19 protein-coding genes are annotated in these 21,212 nt (G+C 36.0%); 5 read left to right on the top strand and 14 right to left on the bottom strand.

Going from position 1 to position 21,212, the window contains the following annotated elements; translation table 11 throughout:
* The first annotated feature begins 110 nt into the window (after positions 1–110).
* From rpsG to IPP61_02080, 4 genes are all read left to right on the top strand, one after another.
* Positions 111–578 carry a 30S ribosomal protein S7 gene (rpsG, locus tag IPP61_02095; protein MBL0323963.1) on the top strand — a complete coding sequence of 156 codons (468 nt, stop codon included), beginning with the start codon at positions 111–113 and terminating at the stop codon, positions 576–578.
* A gap of 119 nt (positions 579–697) precedes the next feature.
* Positions 698–1,195, top strand: a complete 498-nt coding sequence (locus IPP61_02090) for a hypothetical protein (protein MBL0323962.1) — start codon at positions 698–700, stop codon at positions 1,193–1,195.
* Between the two features lie 112 nt (positions 1,196–1,307).
* Positions 1,308–3,206 carry a T9SS type A sorting domain-containing protein gene (locus tag IPP61_02085; GenBank protein ID MBL0323961.1) on the top strand — a complete coding sequence of 633 codons (1,899 nt, stop codon included), beginning with the start codon at positions 1,308–1,310 and terminating at the stop codon, positions 3,204–3,206.
* 36 nt (positions 3,207–3,242) lie between these two features.
* On the top strand, positions 3,243–4,220 hold the full coding sequence (locus IPP61_02080) for a Gfo/Idh/MocA family oxidoreductase (GenBank protein ID MBL0323960.1): 978 nt from the start codon (positions 3,243–3,245) through the stop codon (positions 4,218–4,220).
* A 9-nt stretch (positions 4,221–4,229) separates the two neighbouring features.
* Here the strand turns inward: IPP61_02080 and IPP61_02075 are convergent, their stop codons facing one another.
* The 7 genes from IPP61_02075 to IPP61_02045 form a co-directional block, all read right to left on the bottom strand.
* Complete coding sequence (locus IPP61_02075; GenBank protein ID MBL0323959.1) at positions 4,230–4,754, bottom strand: DUF2911 domain-containing protein; 525 nt, start codon at positions 4,752–4,754, stop codon at positions 4,230–4,232.
* Positions 4,755–5,352: 598 nt separating this feature from the next.
* A complete protein-coding gene (gene tnpA, locus IPP61_02070) occupies positions 5,353–5,820 on the bottom strand; it encodes an IS200/IS605 family transposase (protein MBL0323958.1) in 468 nt (155 codons plus the stop codon).
* 150 nt (positions 5,821–5,970) lie between these two features.
* Positions 5,971–7,998, bottom strand: coding sequence for a ComEC/Rec2 family competence protein (locus tag IPP61_02065; GenBank protein ID MBL0323957.1), 2,028 nt, complete (start codon positions 7,996–7,998; stop codon positions 5,971–5,973).
* Positions 7,999–8,002: 4 nt separating this feature from the next.
* Positions 8,003–8,818 (bottom strand): 3-methyl-2-oxobutanoate hydroxymethyltransferase, encoded by an 816-nt coding sequence (gene panB / locus IPP61_02060; GenBank protein ID MBL0323956.1) that lies wholly within the window; start codon positions 8,816–8,818, stop codon positions 8,003–8,005.
* A 7-nt stretch (positions 8,819–8,825) separates the two neighbouring features.
* Positions 8,826–10,127 (bottom strand): peptidoglycan DD-metalloendopeptidase family protein, encoded by a 1,302-nt coding sequence (locus tag IPP61_02055; GenBank protein ID MBL0323955.1) that lies wholly within the window; start codon positions 10,125–10,127, stop codon positions 8,826–8,828.
* A 14-nt stretch (positions 10,128–10,141) separates the two neighbouring features.
* Complete coding sequence (locus tag IPP61_02050; GenBank protein MBL0323954.1) at positions 10,142–10,906, bottom strand: DUF4292 domain-containing protein; 765 nt, start codon at positions 10,904–10,906, stop codon at positions 10,142–10,144.
* 76 nt (positions 10,907–10,982) lie between these two features.
* On the bottom strand, positions 10,983–12,689 hold the full coding sequence (locus IPP61_02045) for a tetratricopeptide repeat protein (GenBank protein MBL0323953.1): 1,707 nt from the start codon (positions 12,687–12,689) through the stop codon (positions 10,983–10,985).
* A 262-nt stretch (positions 12,690–12,951) separates the two neighbouring features.
* Here IPP61_02045 and IPP61_02040 point away from each other — a divergent pair, with 262 nt between their 5' ends.
* A complete protein-coding gene (locus IPP61_02040) occupies positions 12,952–14,970 on the top strand; it encodes a tetratricopeptide repeat protein (protein MBL0323952.1) in 2,019 nt (672 codons plus the stop codon).
* Between the two features lie 10 nt (positions 14,971–14,980).
* Here the strand turns inward: IPP61_02040 and IPP61_02035 are convergent, their stop codons facing one another.
* The 7 genes from IPP61_02035 to IPP61_02005 all read right to left on the bottom strand — a co-directional run bounded on the left by IPP61_02035 (position 14,981) and on the right by IPP61_02005 (position 21,144).
* Positions 14,981–15,820, bottom strand: coding sequence for a hypothetical protein (locus IPP61_02035; protein MBL0323951.1), 840 nt, complete (start codon positions 15,818–15,820; stop codon positions 14,981–14,983).
* Positions 15,786–16,595, bottom strand: coding sequence for a hypothetical protein (locus IPP61_02030; GenBank protein MBL0323950.1), 810 nt, complete (start codon positions 16,593–16,595; stop codon positions 15,786–15,788). The genes IPP61_02035 and IPP61_02030 overlap by 35 nt, the downstream gene beginning before the upstream one ends.
* A gap of 10 nt (positions 16,596–16,605) precedes the next feature.
* A complete protein-coding gene (locus IPP61_02025; GenBank protein MBL0323949.1) occupies positions 16,606–17,025 on the bottom strand; it encodes a membrane protein insertion efficiency factor YidD in 420 nt (139 codons plus the stop codon).
* The gene (locus tag IPP61_02020) at positions 16,970–17,695 is read right to left on the bottom strand and encodes a hypothetical protein (protein ID MBL0323948.1); all 726 of its coding nucleotides are present in this window, start codon (positions 17,693–17,695) and stop codon (positions 16,970–16,972) included. Before IPP61_02020 ends, IPP61_02025 begins: the two co-directional genes overlap by 56 nt.
* Positions 17,696–17,790: 95 nt before the next feature.
* Positions 17,791–18,228 (bottom strand): hypothetical protein, encoded by a 438-nt coding sequence (locus IPP61_02015; protein MBL0323947.1) that lies wholly within the window; start codon positions 18,226–18,228, stop codon positions 17,791–17,793.
* A 95-nt stretch (positions 18,229–18,323) separates the two neighbouring features.
* A complete protein-coding gene (locus IPP61_02010; protein MBL0323946.1) occupies positions 18,324–18,770 on the bottom strand; it encodes a hypothetical protein in 447 nt (148 codons plus the stop codon).
* A gap of 148 nt (positions 18,771–18,918) precedes the next feature.
* The gene (locus IPP61_02005) at positions 18,919–21,144 is read right to left on the bottom strand and encodes a TonB-dependent receptor (protein MBL0323945.1); all 2,226 of its coding nucleotides are present in this window, start codon (positions 21,142–21,144) and stop codon (positions 18,919–18,921) included.
* Between the last annotated feature and the right edge of the window lie 68 nt (positions 21,145–21,212).

The raw sequence follows: 21,212 nt of genomic DNA, 5'->3' as shown, positions 1-21,212 counted from the left end.
ATTCTTTTTAGTCTGTAAATCAGGCTATTATAGGGGAAGTAATGTTCAGGTTTTACCGAATGTGAATCAGTTTAAATCGTTAAACGAAACCTTCTTAAAAACATTAAGAAATGAGAAAAGCAAAACCAAAAAAGCGTTACGTGTTGCCTGACCCTAAGTTCAGAGATGTAACCGTAACAAAATTTGTAAACAACCTGATGCTTGAAGGTAAAAAATCGCTGGCTTACGGCATTTTTTACGGTGCATTGGAGATTGTAGAAAAACGCACCAGCGAAAATGGTTTGGAAATCTGGAAAAAGGCATTGAGCAATGTTATGCCTGCTGTTGAAGTAAAAAGCCGCCGTGTAGGTGGAGCTACTTTCCAGGTACCTACCGAAGTTAGAGCTGAGCGTAAGCAGTCATTAGGAATGAAATGGATGATCAATTATGCTCGTAAGCGTGGTGAAAAAACCATGACTGAGCGTTTGGCAGGTGAAATCATCGCCGCTTCAAAAGGCGAAGGTGCTTCTGTCAAGAAAAAAGATGACACCCACAGAATGGCAGATGCCAACAAGGCATTCTCTCACTTCAGGTTGTAATCGTCCTGTTTCAATTAAACTTAGCCTCCAATTCGTTGGGGGCTTTTTTTATGTCAAATTATTGGGTTTTATGAAAATTTGATTAATTTAGTATTAAAACCATAACCTGAATAAAAATTATGACGAGTTTCAGAGTAAGACCCAAATTTAGAATCACATGCGATTGTCCTCCCAAATTGCTCTTGGACAGGATAAATAACAATTTGGAAGGAAATCAGGATATTATTGAAGGTAAGGTTTTTGTAACCCATGGCCTATTTCGTATTGTTCCCGAGAGCCAGCACTTTTGGTCACCTCAGTTAAGTGTTTCTTTCGAGGAATCAGAAGGTAAGACTATAGTCAGAGGTATGTATGGCCCACATCCTACCGTCTGGGCAGTATTTTTATTTGGCTATGCCATATTGGGTTTGGCCCTTTTTTGGACACTACTGGTTGGTTTGGTCAAAATGTCATTACATCAGGAATCTCAGATTCTTTGGGCAACGCCTTTTATTCTGGGTGGATTTGTTACGATTTGGTTTATTGCTCAATTTGGTCAGAAAGTAGGAGTTGAGCAAACATTCCAGATCCATCATTTTTTTGAAGATGTTATCGGCCAATCGATTCATATAGGATAATTTCCATTTTCGAAGACATTAGATTTTATTGCAATTCTACTCCTTAAATAAGGTATTTTTAATGAAAGGCACGGATTTTGTATCCTTTTCTTGAAATCAATAGGGATTGCTTTTGCAAAAATTATTCAAATATATATTACTTCTCAATCTCCTCTTTCAAAACTCAGGTTTGAAAGCCCAGCAGCTTATTGTCAACTGGCAAAAAGTAGCCGGAGGTGAAAGAAATGAGGTGGCATATTCTGGAGTAGAAACCACAGATGGAGGATATATTGTAGTCGGATCGACCAATAGTAAAAACACTTTTGATGTAAAAGAATCCAAGGGATATGACGGTACAGGCGGAAATGATTTTTGGGTAGTAAAAGTTAATAGTGCCGGTGCAATAGAATGGTCAAAAACCTTTGGAGGTACAAAAGATGATGTAGCCACTTCGATTGCAAAAACCCAAAACGACGAATATGTGATACTTGGCACCACACAGTCAAGCGATGGTGATGCCCAATACAATGGTAGCAACGGCGGTTTGCTGTTAGTAAGATTAAAGCTCAATGGAGACGTAGTTTCGAAAAGGTTATTTGCTGGGGGAAGTATCTCTGCATCAGTAAAATACGCTGAGCCAACAAGTTACTATAAACCAACTATAAAAGTGTTGACCAATGGTCAGATGGTCGTGGCTGCCTCAAGGTCAGTAGGTGCAGCTCCATTTTCAGGATATGATTTTTATCTGGCACTTCTATCTGCTTTTGGTGATACCATCTGGGAAAAAACTTTTGGCGGTGGCCTTGAAGATTATCCCAATGACATAATTCAAACATCGGATGGTCACTTATTAATGGTAGGTGGCACTTTATCGCTTGAGAGGGATATTTCGGGTGCGGGTCAAGGGTTTTATGATATTCTCGCCATAAAAGTTGATGCATTAGGAAGGCAGGTTTGGGAAAAAGGCTATGGGGGACTGGGATATGATGTAGGATATGCAGTATTGGAAAATACAACTAAAAACGGCTATTATATTCTGGGAGAATCCAGCTCATCTAATGTGACTATGGGTACAAGTTTTGGAGAAAAAGATGGGATTATTCTTAAAATAACCTCTAATGGAATTCTCGAAAACAGGTTTAGGTTTGGAGGTACTGAAAATGACGGACTTTATAACCTGACACGGGGCGATGACGGATTAATTTATGCAGTAGGTACATCTCAATCAGATATAGGCACAGTTACGACTCGTGGAACATTGACCGATTTGTGGTTAATGGTACTCAATGAGACCACCATGAAGGCCGACTATCACAAACTTTTGGGCGGAGCAGACATTGATCTTGCCCGAAGCGTAACATATAATTCTAAAAAGGGTTTGTTTATTGCAGGAAGTTCCAGATCGACAGATACTGATGTGGCTTTAAATCGTGGGCAAAGTGATTTTTGGATTTTAAATATGGCACCTCCGCCCCCAATTTTGTTTGGGAAATTTGACGTTTTTCTAAATGAAAATCAATACATTGAATTAAAATGGACTACTACTTATGAAAATAATTCCCAATACATTTTGGTCGAAAAAAGTATTGATAATAAAACTTTTACATTAAAAGAAGAAGTTTTTGCAGCTGGTAGTTCTAATGCTATCAAAACATATAATTTTATAGATAAAAATCCGATATACGGAAAAAACTACTATCGCTTACGATATGTTGATGTGTTAAATAAATACTATAACGGGCCTGCGGGCACCTATAATTATTCTCCATTGGCCACTGAGCCAATAAATCAAATACAAAAAAGTATTATTTATCCCAATCCGGCTTCGGGAAGTTTTTTTGTAAAAACTAATCTGAAAAATCCTGAATTTGACTTACATAGTCTTATAGGCTTAAAAGTATCTGTTGATGTTTCGCAACTGGCTGATGAAGAATATGTTATTGATCCAAAAGGTAAGGTTATGCCCGGAGTTTATTTTTTGAAAATTCACAATTCAGAAGAAAAACAATTCCAAAAGATACTCATGAAGTGACATCCGGCATTAATTTGCAGTAAAGTTTGAAACTAAATGAAAAAATCACAAAAAATTAAGTGGGGAATTATTGGAGCTGGGCGAATTGCCGCAAAGTTTGCATCTGATTTAAGCACTTCAAAAAACGGAGAACTTATTGCCGTGGCGAGTACCTCACTCCACCGGGCACAAGATTTTGCACTGAAATTTAATGCTGAACATGCTTTTGGAACCTACGAAGAAATTTTTTCAACCGAAGTAGAAGCTATTTATATTGCCACACCTCATACTTTCCATAAAGAACACACTTTAATGTGTTTGGAGAGAGGAATAGCGGTGCTTTGTGAAAAACCCTTCGGAATGAATGAAGAGGAGGTTATTGAAATGATTTCCATGGCAAGAGAGAAAAAAGTCTTTCTGATGGAAGCTCTTTGGACGAGATTTATCCCTTCGACATTGAAAACATTGGAGCTTATCGAAAGTGGTGCGATTGGTGAGGTGGTTACAATTCACGCCGATTTTGGTTTCAGTGCTGAATACGACCCTGAGGCGAGGCTTTTCAACATGAAGTTGGGTGGTGGGGCATTTCTTGATATTGGAATTTACCCTGCATTTTTATCACTTTTGATTTTAGGATATCCCAGTAGAATTCAGGCAACGAGTACATTTTCACCCACGGGGTCTGATGTAACTACTTCATTTATATATGCTTATGATAATAGTGCGACAGCTGTTCTCAACTGCACGGTAGCCTCCGAAACCCTTAGTGAGGCAGTAATCTACGGTACCAAAGGGCACATAGTTTTGCATAAAAGATTTCATGAAGCCCGAAAACTTACTTTAATACAAGCCGGGAAAGAGGAGCAAGTTTTCGATTTTAGTCGTGAAACTTTTGGCTATGATTATGAAATAGAAGAAGTAAATCAATGTCTTTTACAAGGAAAAACAGAAAGCGAACTGATGCCACTTTCTTTCAGTCAAAAACTCATTCATTTGTTAGATCGCACGCGTGAAGCAGCAGGAATACATTATTGATTAACTAGTTTAATCTTTTATTGGAATATTAATGATGGTGTTTTCCCATTTTAACTCCATATTCAGCCCATTTTTTATATTTTTAAAGCCTATGGTTAATTTATCAGTAAGTTTTGGTGAGCTTTCTGATTTGATTGTGAACCTTAAGTAGTCTTTATTTTCGTCATAGTTGGTGCCCCACTGGCCGGTTTCATTATTGAGAATAATTACCCAGTTTTTTTTCCGGGGGATAGTCCATAGGCTATAGTCTCCTGCTTTTATACTTTTGCCAGCCATAAAGCAATTTTTTGAAAAAGTTACAAGGGTGGCCTCATTGGCTCCTGTTCGCCAAACTGTATTGTAGGGTACCAATTCTCCAAAGATCTTGCGGTTTTTCATAATCGGCGGGCTGTAACCCACCTTTACCTGGAGGTCGCCAGTTTTTCCAATGACGGTATCAAATTCGCTATGACTTTTAGTATAATATCGTACTCCAAAAAGTGATAATATCAGTAAGCCGATTGCAATGAAGATGACGTTGATTATTTTTTTCATTTTGATTAAAAAAATGACTGAATGTGTATTAAATGGATTCCTTTTATTTTAATACCCATTCAATTTTTATCAAAGGACTTTTTTCTTTGATAGATCCGAATTGACTGATTTTTTTGTAAAAATAGTGAATTACTATAAAAAGTATAATTGGGTAGGTAAATAACATTACTATTTTAATTTATATTGTCCAATAGCCCCATTCTGGGTACATTTTGTTAGCAAAAAGGAATTTAGGAATACTGAAACAGCCCCATTTGGGGCGTTATTTTGTTAGAAAAAAGGAATTCAGGAATACAGAAACAGCCCCATTCGGAGCGAAATTTTGTTAGCAAAATGGAATTCAAGAATACCGAAACAGCCCCATTCGGGGCGAAATTTTGTTAGCAAAAAGGAATTCAAGAATACCGAAACAGCCCCATTTGGGGCGTTATTTTGTTAGAAAAAAGGAATTCAGGAATACAGAAACAGCCCCATTCGGAGCGAAATTTTGTTAGCAAAAAGGAATTCAAGAATACCGAAACAGCCCCATTCGGGGCGAAATTTTGTTAGCAAAAAGGAATTCAAGAATACCGAAACAGCCCCATTCGGGGCGAAATTTTTATGCTATATCATAAAATTCGAACAAATATTTTTCTTCAAAAGAAACCTCAAAATCATTTAACATTTTTAAATATTCTTCCTTAAAAGTCTTTTTCTTATGATGTTCCTCTTGATTCATGATATATTGTATGGCATTGTTTCTATGACTTTTAGAAAACGAAAATGCTGCAAAACCCGATTGCCATTGGAACTTACCATTGACCAACTTTTTTTCATTAATCCATCTACTGTAATTAGATTTCACCTCCCCTACAAAATCAGAAATACTACTTGTAACAGGTAAGCCAAATAAAATGTGAACGTGGTCTAACCAACCACCTACAGCCAGAGATTTCCCTCCCTTGTTTGTAATAATTCCGGCTATATATTGATGGAGGCTATCTCGCCAAACGGAAGTAATAATGTTTTGTCTGTTTTTTACTGCAAAAACAGCATGAATAGTTATTTGTGAATAAGTGTTTGCCATTGAAATGTCGCCCTGACGGGGCTCAATTTGAAATTCATACTTTAAAATTAACAAAATATCGCCCCCAAAGGGGCTTTCTTTTCATCATTTAAATTTCAAATTTTCAAAAAAGTATTTAGGATTTAAAGGAATATTACCAGAAAATCCGAATCACATCGAAAAAGTCCTGGAGCCGGTTTCATATAAAACTATGAGTTTTGAATCAGGGCCAATTTTTTCTTTCGATAACTTTTCAATTGATCTTTTGGTATTGGATCCATCCAGAATTATGGTTCCATGATAATCCTTTAGGTCTTCAATATAATATCCGGCATTGTTTGATATCAAAAGGAAATCAGTTTTTGGGTCAATTCCGGTTTTGATTTTCCCTTTTACCCATTGAATTTTTTTGTTTTCTATCTCAAACTGGTAGCTTCCTTTTTCTTTGATAGAGGCTATGTTTTTGTTTTTTATTCCTGAAAAATCATAATAGTTCTTTAAATGGAATTGATGTATAAGAGGTTCATTTACAAGGGAATCAGTAGAAATAAAAGTGGCATCCCGACCCTGGATATAGCTTATGCCCGATCCATTTGGAATAAAATGGAAAGTGAGCTCATGTTGTCGGTTTTGATGGCTGACTTTATAAATGCCCATTGCACTCAATATAAACACAATAAATGCTATGCTTTTTGCCAATCGGGCTTCCGGATATTCAAGATATTTTACAAAAAGTGAAATCAAAAAGTACAATAGAAATACACTCAATACCGAAATCTGAATTCCGGTTGTTAGGGCGTTGGGTAAACCCTGAATATAATAAACAATGCCGTTTAAAATGTCTATGGTGTATTTGAGTAAAATTCCTGAAAATGAACCAATAATGGGTATTGGATAGATTATCAAAACGGTAAGTCCCAGTGGCAATAGTACGGTTGATACCAATGACACCAAAGGGTTGGCAACCAGGAAATAATTGGGAAATTGATGAAAATAATAGAGAGTAAGGGGTAGTGTAAAAATTTGAGCTGCAATCGAAACCATCGAAATCTCCCAAAGCCACCTTAAAATTTTATTTCTGAATACCACTGTAGATTTTAATACAGGCAATAATACTAAAATTCCTAAAACTGCCATATATGAAAGCTGGAATCCCACATCGTAAATCCAATTGGGTTCGATTATCAATAAAAATATGGCAGAAAGTAGCAAGGTATTAACCGGGTTGTCATCTCTCCTGAAATAAATGCCCATTTGAATCATACTAAACATAACCGTAGAGCGGCAAACACTTGGACTTAAACCTGTAAAAACAGCATAAGTCCACAGAAGTGTGAGAATAGTAAGGATGAATGGCAGTTTTCTTCGATTTAGAATTAATCCCAAACTTGCATTTAATACCCAAAAAAGTATTGCGACATGCATTCCCGAGACCGCCAGGACATGAATGGCACCTGTGGCTGAGTACCACTGCTTGGTTTCGAAATCCAGCTCGGCTTTCATGCCTCCAATCAAAGCTTCTGCCACACCGAGTTGCTTGGGCGTATCCAGAAAACTAGAGAATACCCGATGGGTGTAAACATTGAGATAGTTGGCAAAAGTAAAAACAGGATTGAGACTGTGACTCCCGGCTTTAATAAAATCACCTTCTCTCAGGAACTGATGTGAAAAGATATTTTTTCTTGCCTGATAAGTTTTATAGTCAAATTCCAGAGGATTTTTCGGCGGTTCTATTTCTCTCAGGTTATTTTTTATGGCAAAAACCTCCCCAAATTTTGGGTAAACACTTGCTTCTTTGTTAAAATAAAGTAAAACCTGTCCGGAAGATTTTTCCCAGGTGCTGGTATTTTTTACAGCAAGTATTTTGGCAATTACTTTATAGGTTTTGGGCTTAACTTCTGTGTATGAGTCTATTATAGCCAGGTATTTTCCGAAGCCTCTTTTATGACTATAATGAATTTCAGTGTTGCGATCATCAAAATAATGACTGCTTATCAATCCTATCAAAAAAAAGATGGGTAACAGAGCGTATTTTAGCCAATGGAACTTTGGCATTTTGAATGAAAAAGACACGAGAAATATCAAAATACCTGTCGTAATCCAGATATAGTTAATATTAAATTTATAAATTGGATAAATAAATATACCGGCTGTTAGTGCCAGAAAATATCTTAGTGCGGGGTAGGAGCGGAGGATCATGGCATTAGTAAGATTCTGATTTATTTGGGAAATCGCCGGATTTTACATCGGTCATATATTTTGTAAATGCTCCCTGCATGATACTGGCAAGGTCGGCATAGCGGCGTAAAAACCTCGGTGAAAAGTCTTTGTTGATACCCAGCATGTCATGGATTACCAAAATCTGGCCATCACAACCTGCACCCGCTCCAATTCCAATAGTCGGAATTTGTAATGATTGACTCACTTCAGTGGCCAATTTAGCCGGTATTTTCTCTAAAACTACTCCAAAACACCCCAATGACTCAAGCAATAAAGCGTTGTCTTTCAGAAGTTGTGCTTCCTCCTCTTCTTTTGCTCTAACCGTATAGGTGCCAAATTTATAAATCGACTGTGGTGTAAGGCCCAAATGCCCCATCACAGGTATGCCGGCACTTAAAACTCTTGCAATGGATTCTTCTATTTCTTTGCCTCCTTCCATTTTTACGGCATGACCACCTGACTCTTTCATGATTTTTATGGCAGAACGTAGGGCTTCTTCGGAGTTGCCCTGGTAGCTGCCAAATGGTAAATCTACAACCACCAAAGCTCTTTTTACAGCTCTGACTACACCTTGGGCATGATATATCATCTGGTCAAGGGTAATTGGAAGGGTGGTTTCGTGGCCTGCCATTACGTTGGAAGCCGAGTCACCAACTAATATCAACTCAACACCGGCGGCATCGACAAGTGTTGCCATCGAAAAATCGTATGCGGTTAGGCAAGCAATTTTTTCGTTTTTTGATTTCATGTCGCGTAAAGTATTAGTAGTTACGCGTTTGATTTCTGAATGTACAGACATACGTTTGCTATTTTGAACCGAGCCAGGGCTCGGGGTTGAGTTTATCGAAATTGTGCCAAATCTGAAAATTAATCTCCGGACTGCCATCTTTAAATGCCGCTTTCCCAAGGGTTTGGGAGGCACTTACTTCCTGATTTATACGAACATTTACTGTCTCAAGGTTGGCATAAACTGTATAATAGTCGCCGTGCTGCACAGCCACTACGTTGTTTAAGCCCGGTATCTGCGAAATATCCAGGACTACACCCTCAAAAACTGCTTTTACTGAGGCATTGGGCGAGGTTTGAATATCTATTCCATTGTTATTTACTTTCAAACCTTTTAGTACAGGATGTGATTTTACCCCAAATCGATCAGATATAAAACCATCGACCGGCCAGCGAAGTCTGGATTTTGCCGCTGCAAAATTTTTAAAAGTCCTTGTTGATTTTGGGGCAATAACTTCTTCCTCCTCAATAGGGGCTTTTTCAGGTTCAGTTGAAGTATTTTTCTTTCTGGCCTCCAATATTTTTCTTTCTCTTTCTCTAATTTCAGCAGCTTTTTCACTCCTTGCTGAGCTTGTAGCGGTGGGAGTTTTTCTTTCCTTTTTATCTTTAGTGATTGCATTGGCAATCATGTTATTGAGACTGTTGAGAGCAACTTTTGATTTTTCGAGTTCAATTTTTAGTTCTCCTTCTTTTTCTATAAGTTGATTTACTGCCTGGGTCTGTTTTTCTTTTAAAACAACCAGATTTTTATTTTCTTCTTTAATTTCTAAAATAAGTTTTTGTTGCCTGATTTTTTTGTCCAAAAGGGTTCTTTGCCTTTGTTTGAGCATTTCCCCAATTTTTGAGATTTGCCCGAGTTGTTGTTTTCGGCTTTCGGAGTATTGCTCCAGATATTTGTATCTTAAAAAGAGTTCGTTGATTGAACCTGAAGAAAACAGGAATCCCAGTTTACTAAGTTTTTTGCTGTTTTTTGATTCCCTATAGATGGTTTCAGCATAGTCTTTTTGTAATGATTTGAGCTGTTTGAAAAGGTCATTTTTTGCTTTTTCAATCTCAACCATTTCAGTTTTTATCAACTCAATATCTTCTTTTGCCAATGAAATTTTACTCTCATGGTTTTCAATTTGCGTATTTAAAACCTTTATTTCGCCTAGGGTATTTTGCTTTTCTTTTTGGGTTTGGGAAAGGATTTTTTTGGTCTGGGCTATTTGCTGCAGATTTTGTTTTTTTTGTCTTTCAAGGCTAGCCCTATCTTTTTGTTTTTGAGCAAAAAGGTTAAAAGAAAGTAATACAAGTAATATTATTTGGATTTTTTTTAACATATTTTTTTGCCTTTTCAAAAATTTGGAATTTCTGATTTGGTATAACCTTTAGGAATATTAAACGGGAATCTTATGTTTCGGTCGAGGAAATCAAGCTTACTATGCTCAAATTCTATCGTGGCTTTGGGCTGATTTTCAGCTGAAATCATAAGGTTGATTATTGAAGGAACAATTTGGTCATTTTCATTTATAAAGTTTTTATAATCAATCCTAAGTTCAGTATTTCGGGTGTTGTCTTTTGCCGAAATTGAATACAATTTACTTTTAATTTTTTCGAAAAAATTGGTAATTATCACACCCGATCTATTTTGAGTAATTGTGTTATACTCACTCAAAACCTGGTATTCATCTTCTTCGAGTTTATCAATTGGAAGGTTTCCGATTAAAAGCGACTGAAGCATGTGATAGTTTACATCAAATCCCAACCTGGTACTCAGTTGGGTAAAACTCATCTTGTAATAATTGCGGTTGAGTCTGTCGAGAAGAGCTATACTGTCTTTATCGATATTGGCCCTTGCCGCTTCAAGTCCAATCGCAATTGAGATCCAAATCACCGAGTCTTTTTTTACATGAATGGTTGCCGGAATGCTCTGTTTTATTTTTTCGGTATTGAGCGTGATCTTACTTTTGATTTTTAGTTTGTCGAAATCAACCTGCTGTACATCGAAAAACACTTTCTCTTCTTTTATTGAAATGCTACTCGTTGAATCAATTTTCAGACTGTCATTTTGAGCAGTTTTGGGCTCATTGGTTACAATTTCAATAGCTTTTTTTTTCATTTTATGAGTTCGGCAAGAGCTCATAAATGCGATTAAAGCCAGAAAAATAATACTATTAATTTTGAAGTTCATAAGTTTATAGGGTTCCTTCTTTTAGTTTGTTTTCAAGTTTTTTGTTGGTTGGATCGAGTTCCAAAGCGTTTTTCCAGAAATTATTGGCTGCTGATTTGTCGCCGGTTTTAAACAAAATATCACCTTTGCGTTCTAAAAATGAAGCAACAGGTTTTGGACTTAAAGATATGGCTTGGTCAATGCTTTTTTGTGCTTCAGGATATAAACCAGACTGATATTGCACCCAAGCTCTGGTTTCAAAGTAAATGGCTTGATTTGGGTAATTTTTTATCAGATTTTCACTCATTTTTAAGGCATTATCCAGGTCTTTTTTCTCGTTTGCCAAAAGTAAACTATAAGCATTTAACACCTGCTCATTTTTAGAATCTTTTACCAAAATCTCTTTAAAAATATTTTCTGCTTTTAAGATGTTATTTTGCTGTCCATATATTTCAGCCATCGATGCCTGAATATGATTTCTGAGATTTGGATTGTTGTTACTCAATCTGAATGCCTCTTCTAAAGAAATAAGGGCATCATCAAATTCTTTTATTTGTTTTAAAGCGAATCCATGGTGATACCAAAAATATGCCTGATTGGGATAATATTGAAGGGCTTTGTCAGAATGCGTAGCCATTGCTTTAAAGTCCATGAGTTTTACATCCAGCTCGATTATAGCCAGCCATGCTTCAAAAATGCCTTTTTCGAGGCTTACAGCTTTAAGATAAGCATCGCGGCCTTCGATGTTTTTTTTCATTTTTACCAATAGGTCGCCTTTAAAAACATAAACTTTGCCTTGCTCGGGATGGCTGGTCAATATTTTTTCGACTATTACGAGGTTTTCTTTTAAAGATTCTTCTGATTTGATGTCTTTTGTAAGTGATAAATAGGCCGAAAGAGCATTCATTTTTACCGATATCGGCAAGTTTTCCTGGTTTATACTGTTATGCAATATTTCGCCTGCACCTTGCTTATTTCCGGTTTTAAGATATAATTCAGACAATAAATTATAGGCTTCGAAAAAATTGGGGTTTTGAACTATGGCATCTTTCAGAAGCATTTCTGCATTTTCAGTTTTTCCATTTTCAATCAGTATTCTGGCTTGTTGCAAATTGTATTCCGGGTCAGCCTGAGCCATTTTTTGACCTTCCTTTAATGCATCTTTAAGTTTGTTGGATTGAAGCAAAATCGCCTGCTTTTTTTCAGTAATTTCATTGACCTGCCCAATGTTATCTTCTAGTTCCGAAAGTATTTTCAGTGCATCTTTTGGGTTTTCATCAAGAATATAAAGGTCTGAAAGTTTGAGGTAATTTTGTGATATCTCCGGTTTTAGCTTTATAAGCTTTTTAAAGTTTTGTGCAGCTTCGCCGAACAATCTGGCTTTGATTTGGATTTCAGCAAGATTCTGAATATAATAGAAATTGTTTTTATCACCATTAACCGCTTTTTGTGCCGATACTATGGCATTTTCATTCTGATTAGTAGCACTTTCGGCTTTGGAAAGCATAAAATATACAGATGCCGACTCCCCGAAAAACTTCAGATTGTTTTTAAATTCTTCAGTAGCTTTTTGAAATTCTTCGAGCATGAAATACTTCATACCTTCGGTAAAGGAGGATTCCTGTTTCAGTTCTTTTGCCTGAATCTGAGGCGTTCTAGTGTTTTCGGTTGCTACCTGAGCCAATGATTTTTGAAACAAAACTATGAAGCCAAATACCAAAACTGAAAACATTTTTAAATTCCTGAATTCTCCCATTTAGAATGATATAAATCTAATAATTATTTAAAAAATGACTTTCTTATATTAATGAATTAAAATATCGAATTTCAAACAAAAGTTAGATAGAAAAACATCAATTATTTTATTTTACTGATTATTTTTGCCTTACAAATGCCATGAAATTGAATAGTTTAAACCTCGAATCAAACGTAAAATTCGGGATTTTGTTACAAAATATCAATTTTTGGCCGGTTATTATATTTTTATCAAAAATATGGCTAAAAAGACTAATCTTAAAAAGTCAGTTCAGGCTCCTGAAACTGCCAGTGTGCCTTTATCTAAAGTAAACCAAAATCAAAACTATCTTCTTGTTCTTGGTGTGTTGTTTGGGGTAGTTTTTGTAGGATATGGTAAAATTTGGGGCAATAATTTGGTCTGGGATGATGATCCTTATATCACTCTCAATGAGGCCGTTAAAAATCTTGATTGGAAAAGTCTTATTACGGGTTTTCATGTAGGCAATTATCATCCATTGACTATGCTTTCACTGGCTCTGGAATATGCTCTGGTAGGTGGAAAACCCTGGCTTTATCACTTAAATAATCTGATTTTACATACCTTAAATAGCTTTCTTTTATACAGAATTATTGGTAAAATTGGATTAAATATCACTATTTCCTGGCTTACAGCATTGTTTTTTGCACTTCACCCCATGCACGTAGAGTCGGTAGCCTGGGCAGCAGAGCGTAAAGACGTACTATATACTTTATTTGTTTTTCTTTCCTTTTGGTATTACCTGAAATACAAAGATTCGTCCGATAAAATAAGCTTTTTACTTTCGCTTTTGATGTTTCTATTTGCTAGTTTGTCAAAAGGTATGGCTGTAGTTTTGCCGGCTCTTTTATTGATAACTGACTGGTGGATGCTTGGTAAAGGGTTTACTATTAATGGATTATTAGAAAAAATTCCTTTTTTTATCATCACTTTTATATTTGCTTATATTGCTACCAAAGCTCAAAAAGACGCCGGAGCCGATGCCACTTCCGTGATTAATGCTGCATATTCGGCTTCAGAGAGGTTCCGGATTGTAAATTATTCATTTCTTTTTTATTGGGTAAAAACCATTTGGCCGGTTGATTTATTGCCATTTTATCCCTATCCCGGAAAACCCGGGGGCAGTTTGCCCGGCATTTACAATTTGGCAATGATTGGTTTGTTTTTGTTTTTGGCAGCAACCTTTTGGTTTGGTCGGAAAGATAAAAAAATATGGTGGGCTGTTGGTTTTTTCACCATTGCGATTTCGACAGTTATCCAGATTTTGCCCGTTGGAAGTGCCATAGTAGCTGATCGTTACTATTATCTGTCATCAGTTGGACCATTGTTTTTGCTGGCATATTATTTAGGAAAAAATCCAAATGGAGTTTGGGGGAAAGTAGGTTATGCTGTTTCTTTTATTTGGCTTGTTATGACGTTCTTTCAAACCGGTCATTGGAAAAATGGATATGAGCTGTTTAAACCTGCCGAAAAGTTTTATCCTGAAGATGCCATGATATTGAGCAATATAGGTTGGTATTATTTGGCCGAAAAGGACTTCCCAACCGCAAAAACTTTCCTCATGCGGGCGGATAACAATGGTTTCAAAAATGCTGATGTTTGCAGGACCATCGGTTCAATGTACATTGACGAAGGTGATTTCAAGTCTGCATTGAAATATTTGGAAAGAGCACAGACTTTTACTCCGAAATCTCCGAGAACCGATTGGTTAATGGGATTGGCCTATTTGCGAATGGGAGAAAATGCTAAGGCGTTGCCATACAGCGAGATAGCAATAAAAAGCGATCCTGAAAATGTTGATTATTTGACCTCTCATAGTCAGATTTTGTTGGCATTGAATCGTCATGATGAAGCAAATAATTATTTTAAAAAGATAATAGAACTTAAACCCGATAGCTGGGATTCCTATCTGAATATTGCATACAGTTACCGCCTTAAGGGTGATAAAATAACCGAAATAAAATTGTTAAAAGAACTGATAGAAAAAGCTCCGGATTATTTGCCGGCTTATCGAAATATTGGCGTTACTTTCAGTGACTTAGGTCGCCATGACGAGGCTGTAGAATACTGGCAAAAAGCCACCATTTATGATACCACCGGCGATTATGAATACAATATTGGAATTAATTATGCCATGAGGGGAAGGCCCGAACTGGCAAAAGACTGGTATATAAAAGCTGCCAAAAAGGGAAAACCCGACGCGATTAATGTGTTAAAGGCCAATGGAATCAAACTATAATCCGAATATTTCAGATTGGTTTGAACCCGGTTTTATTTACTTCGTCGAGTAGTTGATTGAAGATTTTATGTCTTTTTCTTTCAATTTTGGCTTTAGTAATAATCTCTGCTTTATTAAAGCCTCCCTGATAATATCTTTGAAACCAGGGCAATACTGAAATGGCAGCATCAAAAAATCCATTTGAAATTGCCGAATGAATACCAATTGCAAAAAGTCCTCCTGTTAAAATCAAAGAATTAAGGCCATTTTTGATGTCGCCGGCATATAATTGACCCAGACCCGGAATAACCATGCTCATAATCTTGGCTTTTTTGGGACTTATCTTATTGATTTTTTGATTCTTTTTAAAAATTGAAGTAACTAATGAAGTATCGGGAATTAATTTTTTAAATTCAGCTTCTGATTCCTTAAACTCACCTTTCGAAAAGTATAACATAGACTCTAAGAAATCTCTTTGTTCATTATATATCTCCGGAAGACTATCTGAAAGATTCATTAATTCGATTTGAGTGTAATCATACTGTTTTAAGATGAGATTACTGGAAGCTTTTTTTAAAAGAAATAATGTCTTAAGACTATCATTTTCTTCTGAAAAGTAAGCGAGGTCATAATATTCAGATGCTTCTGTGTATTTTCCGGTTTCAAAGAGGCTATTGGCTATTTTTGGATAAATTGCTTTGGTATATTGACTGGTGGAATCAAAAAACAATACTCGTTTGTATGCTTCAACGGCACTTTGAAATGACTTTTGAACATACATATTCTCAGCAAAATCATAGGTTTGGGGCAGAGTTTGCCCCAGTGCCATGAAGCTCTTAATAATAAAGATTGAAATGATTACTAGCCTCATGTTGTAAAGTATTGATTTTCTTTCTGTTATAGTCTTTTGTTGATTTTACACCACCATATATATTCCCTAAATAAAAACCAAAGCCGATACCTGAATAAATCCAGCCACGGTAATTATTGAAACCATGTTTATTGAAACTCCGATATGCCTGTATTGACATTCCGGCAGTAAAAAATAAGGAGACTATGCCGTCTTTCCAGTTTTTCGAATAAGCTTTTCCAGAACCCGGTAACACCATTGACATCATTGCTGCAAGGGCGGGACTCTTTTTGTGCGTTTCTTTTTCTAGGATTGATTTGTATGCAATTCCAAGGGGATTTTCCTCATTTTTTACCTCTTTTATAGTTTCCCGGGCTTTTGTAAAATCATTTTCAAAGATTTGTACTGTAGTTTTCAATAAAGATTTATCATCTGATGAAAGAGAATTGTTGGAATTCCAGAATTCGGAGGCCGCATTCCAGTCTCTTTTAATGAAGTATAATTTTGAAATTTCCACTGCCGGCGAATAAGGAATCTGAGCAGTTTCCGGATAAATTACCTGTAACCGCTGAAGAGCAAGGTCAGTTTGATCGGCAAGTCGATAAGACCTTAATAATAAAGTTTTCATACTATCACTCTCAGGTGAAAAAAACACAAGTCGCTCATATTCTTTAGCTGCCAGCTCGTATTGACCTGATTTTAGCAGATAGTCGGCATATTTTTCTGAGTTTTTGGGTGTGAAAATGTCTTGAGAAAAGCCCGAAAGGCTTATAAATAAAAGAAAAATATATTTCATTTAGATTTTATTATTTTAAAGAGGAAACAACCGGAACTCTGTAAATATATCCTGGATCATCTTTGAGTAACATTGTTTTTTTATCGATTTCGTAATTTGAAGGTGAAAGGCCATTGCATCTTGTTAGCCTGTCCATAGTCATAACTCCACCTTTTATCACTCCAAATTTTTTCACAGCCAAAATTCCGAATTCAGAACAAGATGGTGAGAATGTGCACACAGTGAGGTCCTGAGAGGAAAAAAAAGTTTTATAAAATAAAAACAAGCCAGAAAAAACTACTTCTATTTCGTTTTTATTGTTTTTTGCCTCATTATGTTCAAGTTTAATATTGCCATCGGGTACAACATTTCTATAAATGTCGATTTGGGCAAAACTATTTCTTGCTCCGAGCAGACTTAATAACAGGAAGCTTATAACGATATATTTCATCTTCAGTATTTTGGTCAATTAAAACGTTTTTGTAAGTAGTAAGCTGGATATTTTTTTCACCTTTTTCGTTTACACTTATCATTGTGATTTCAGTCGGAAACTCAACCCCTTTGTTGTTTATATATTTTTTGAAATATTGCTGACTAATTATTTTTCCCACTGGATTATAAAAAATCATAGCATCGAGCCTTTTGTTGACGTTAAGCATTTTAATATTGCCAAAAGTCTTTTTTAGAGATTCATCTGCTGGTATCCAGGTGGTCAATATCCCTTTTTCTGTTTTCTCTACTTTTCCGATTTTATAGATTGACTTTTCGTTGCTTTTGGGTTTAAGGCCATAATCTGAAAGTTTACCGGTGAGAGCCAGATGAAAGGCGGTGAATTCGGGTATTAAAAAAGTATGGTTAGAGTTGGTAATGATATTTTTCTCATTAACCACAAACATTGTTGTATCCTGAACGACAATGGTTTCAACGTTGGGAAATTTAAGCTTATATACTATTTTTTTGTAAATTTTATCATAATAAACCTGACCCATTGTAAGTCGGTAAGCCCCAGTAGCCAGTTTATCTTTAATTGAAACGTCGGCTTTGAATCTATAAAACTGTTGAGCAGAAGTAGAAAGATTTATTAATATAAAAAACAACAAAAAGATCCCAAATTTCCTCATTTAACTATTTTTTCTAAAGCCAATTTTAAATATTTTGGCTAAGATATTACAGAAAAATGAGCTTTGGAAGTCTTAGGTATTAAAATAGAGAAGTTTTAATAATAATATCCTGTTGAAACGGAAGTCAGGCCAATAATGATAAAAATCATATATAACCCAACATAGATACCTGCAGCAGTAATACATCCTTGCAATGCTTTTTTGGTGGCCGATTTGTCATTATCAGAAATTATATAAACGATGATAATACCCCAAAACCCCAGGCAAAAGCCCCACCAAAAGGGCGGAATCCCCATAGTATCACTTTCAACGAGAGCAAAGTTGGCTCCAATTTCTTCTGAAATCGTAATGTTTTTAATCAATTCCGAATTTTCTGATTTTAATTGATCAATAGTGGTTCCCGGATGCTCGTTAACATATTTTTCAATCTTATTGATCTGGTCAAATTCCTGATTCAGGTTTTCAACCGGAATATTGGCAAAGCTGAAATGTGAAAGGAGAAGGAATAGAGTAAATAGTTTTGCGATTTTCATTTTTTTTGGAATTTAAATTTATATTTTTTCTTCAAAAAACATACCAAAAAAAAGACCCGGACTAGCCGGGTCTTTAATAAATAATATTTTGATTATCAGAACCACCAATAGGCTGATCCACCTACACCGGCTACAACAACTATTACCCACCATAGTACCCAAACACCACCAGTTACTAAGCAACCCATAAGTGCTTTTTTGGTTTGATCTTTATCGCTGTCAGTCAAAACATAAACCAAAATCACACCCACAACTGTAAGGATACATCCCCACCAGAATGCAGGAATGCCGGCAGGAAGTTCACCAGCAGCAACTGAGGACATAGTTTGAGCTTCCATATCAATTCCTTTCAAAAGCTCAGAGTTTTCAGATTTTAACTGTGATAAAGTTACACCGTCATTAGCCTGAACGTATTTTTCGATTTTGTTAATCTGATCAAATTCTGAATTGATATTTTGGGAATCGAAATTAATTGGTTCTTCAGCATAAGCAAAAGTAAAACTCAATGCTAAAATACTTAGGAGGGAAAAGATTTTTCTCATGATAAATTTTAAAATTTAGATGTTCAAAGTTTCTACAATAATAATTTATTTACTTTCTAATTTCAAAACCTTATTACTTTTTTTTTAATTGATACTGCTTATTTATAATGAATTTTATTTAAAGGCAAAAATTCATTCCTTCAAAAAATTATAATTTTACTCTAATCCCCATCAAAAAATTAATCCCTGCCTGCGGGAATACAAAGTTTTCAGTAATGGTTTTTCCATAAATATAGCTATATGTATATCCGTTTGACTCATATTTGTTATTTAAAATATTGTTTATGAGCAAGTTAAGTCCTATCTCTTTCATGTTTTTGGGTTTGATGATATAGTTTATTCTTAAATCATTAACCAGGTATCCATCCAGTTTTTTGTTTTCAGAACCCGAATTGTCAAGATATTGCTTTCCTACGTATTTTGGAAGTAAACTGATTTCCAGATTTTGAATGGGTTTGAAATTTAATATTCCTCCCGCAATGATTTCAGGAGAAAAAGAAATATCAGTTTGGTTGAAAATGTTGATTTTATTCGGGGTTTCATCATAACTAATTATCGTTTCCTCAAAATCTCTGATTTTATTTTTACTAAAGGTAGCGTTGGCTTGTAGGCTCCATTGTTTATTTAGCTGAACACCGGCTTGTAATTCTATGCCGGCCCTATAACTGTGATCCACGTTGGTTCTGATGGCTTCGCCCACCTGATTAATCTGACCAGTAAGCACCAATTGGTCTTTATACATCATATAATATAGATTGGCTTCGGCCGTAATTTTTTTATTAAAAAACCTGTATCCTCCTTCAAAATCATGCAATTTTTCAGCCTTAGGAAGATTGGGGGCATTATCAACAAAGTCCTGACGACTGGGTTCTTTTGACCCTTTCGCATAGCTTAAATAAAGTGTTTTCTGTCCTGATAATTGGTACGTTAGTCCGGCTTTAGGATTAAAGAATGCGTATTTTTTAGAATAATCCAGAAATTGCCGGGCATCTCCTGTGCCGTGCATTTCAAAATTTACTGATCTTAATTGCACATCGAGATAGGTAGAAAGTCGGGTATTAAGATCATAAAACAGTTTTCCATAAAGGTTAAAATCAGTTTTCAGGCCGTTATTGTCATAAAATCGCTCTCTTATTTTGCCGTTAGAAGCATACTGAGCCCAAATAATCTCACCAAAATGGTCACCATCGTACCTGTTCCATCCACCGCCAAGGTTTCCTTTTAACTTGTTTTGTCCTTCGTAATCGAGTGACCATACACCGCCATAGAAATCATTTTTGAGCCATTTTCTTCGAATCAGGTTTGTATGGGTTATTTCATTTCCTGGAAGTTTAATGTTTTCAAGACCGTAGCTTTCAAGCTCGGAATTGGGTTTGTATTGTTCATAATACCCGGCACCATTGGTATAATGAAGCGTTGGATTAAATCGCCAATTGGATGCAATTTTGAAGGATGTAATCAGGTGAATGTGGGTTTGAGTGTAATCATCAATTTCGTTTTCATAGCTATAGAAGTTGAATTTTCGGCCTTTTTCCAACATCTGTTTTTTAAAATCCTCATCGTAATAATTTCTTTCTGCAAAGTCATTGATTCCTTTCAGATCATTTTTTGCCAAAGCTTCAGGAATTCCATTCCATGATTGGTAGGTTTTTTCATTTCCTCCAAAAACATTTAGCCTAACAAATGAATTTTTTCCATAATAACCTCCTGAAATATAATATGATTTAAGGTTAGATGCCGCCCTGTCAACAAATCCATCCGAAGTAATTCTGGAAAGCCTCGTATCTAAAACAAATTTATTTTGGAGTAAGCCGGTTGTGGCTATAATATTGGTTTTTAGCGTGTTAAATGAGCCGATTGTGGTGTTTATTTCGGCAAATGGCTCTGTTTGGAGTTGTAAAGTATTGACATTAATCGATGCACCGAATGCTCCTGCACCATTTGTCGATGTCCCCACACCCCGCTGAATTTGTACACTTTGAACCGAGCTGGCGAAGTCAGGCATGTTGACCCAATATACGCCTTGTGACTCAGAGTCATTGTAAGGAATGCCATTGAGTGTAACATTGATTCGGGTTGGATCTGAACCTCGCACACGAATGCCCGTGTACCCAACGCCAGTGCCGGCATCAGAAGTAACTACAACCGAGGGCATTTGATTTAACAAAAATGGCATGTCTTGCCCCAGATTTTGTTTTTTGATGTCTTTTTGAAGCACATCGGAGTAAGCCATAGCAGTTTTTGCATTGGCCCGGGTCGATTTTACCACCACTTCACTCAGGTCTTTGACCCAAACGCTGTCATTTTGATTTTTTTGTGCCAAAGTTTGGTTGAAATAAGTCACCAAAATGGCAAATAAGAAAAGATTTTTCATAATAATTTTAGATAAATCATTACGAAGAAGTCAAAGGAGCAAAATGCTGTCTTCGGGCCATTTGGCCT

Source organism: Cytophagaceae bacterium (assembly GCA_016722655.1).
Lineage (GTDB): Bacteria > Bacteroidota > Bacteroidia > Cytophagales > Spirosomataceae > Leadbetterella.
Note: the sequence above shows the minus strand (reverse complement) of the source record. Positions and strands in the feature narration are given on the sequence as shown.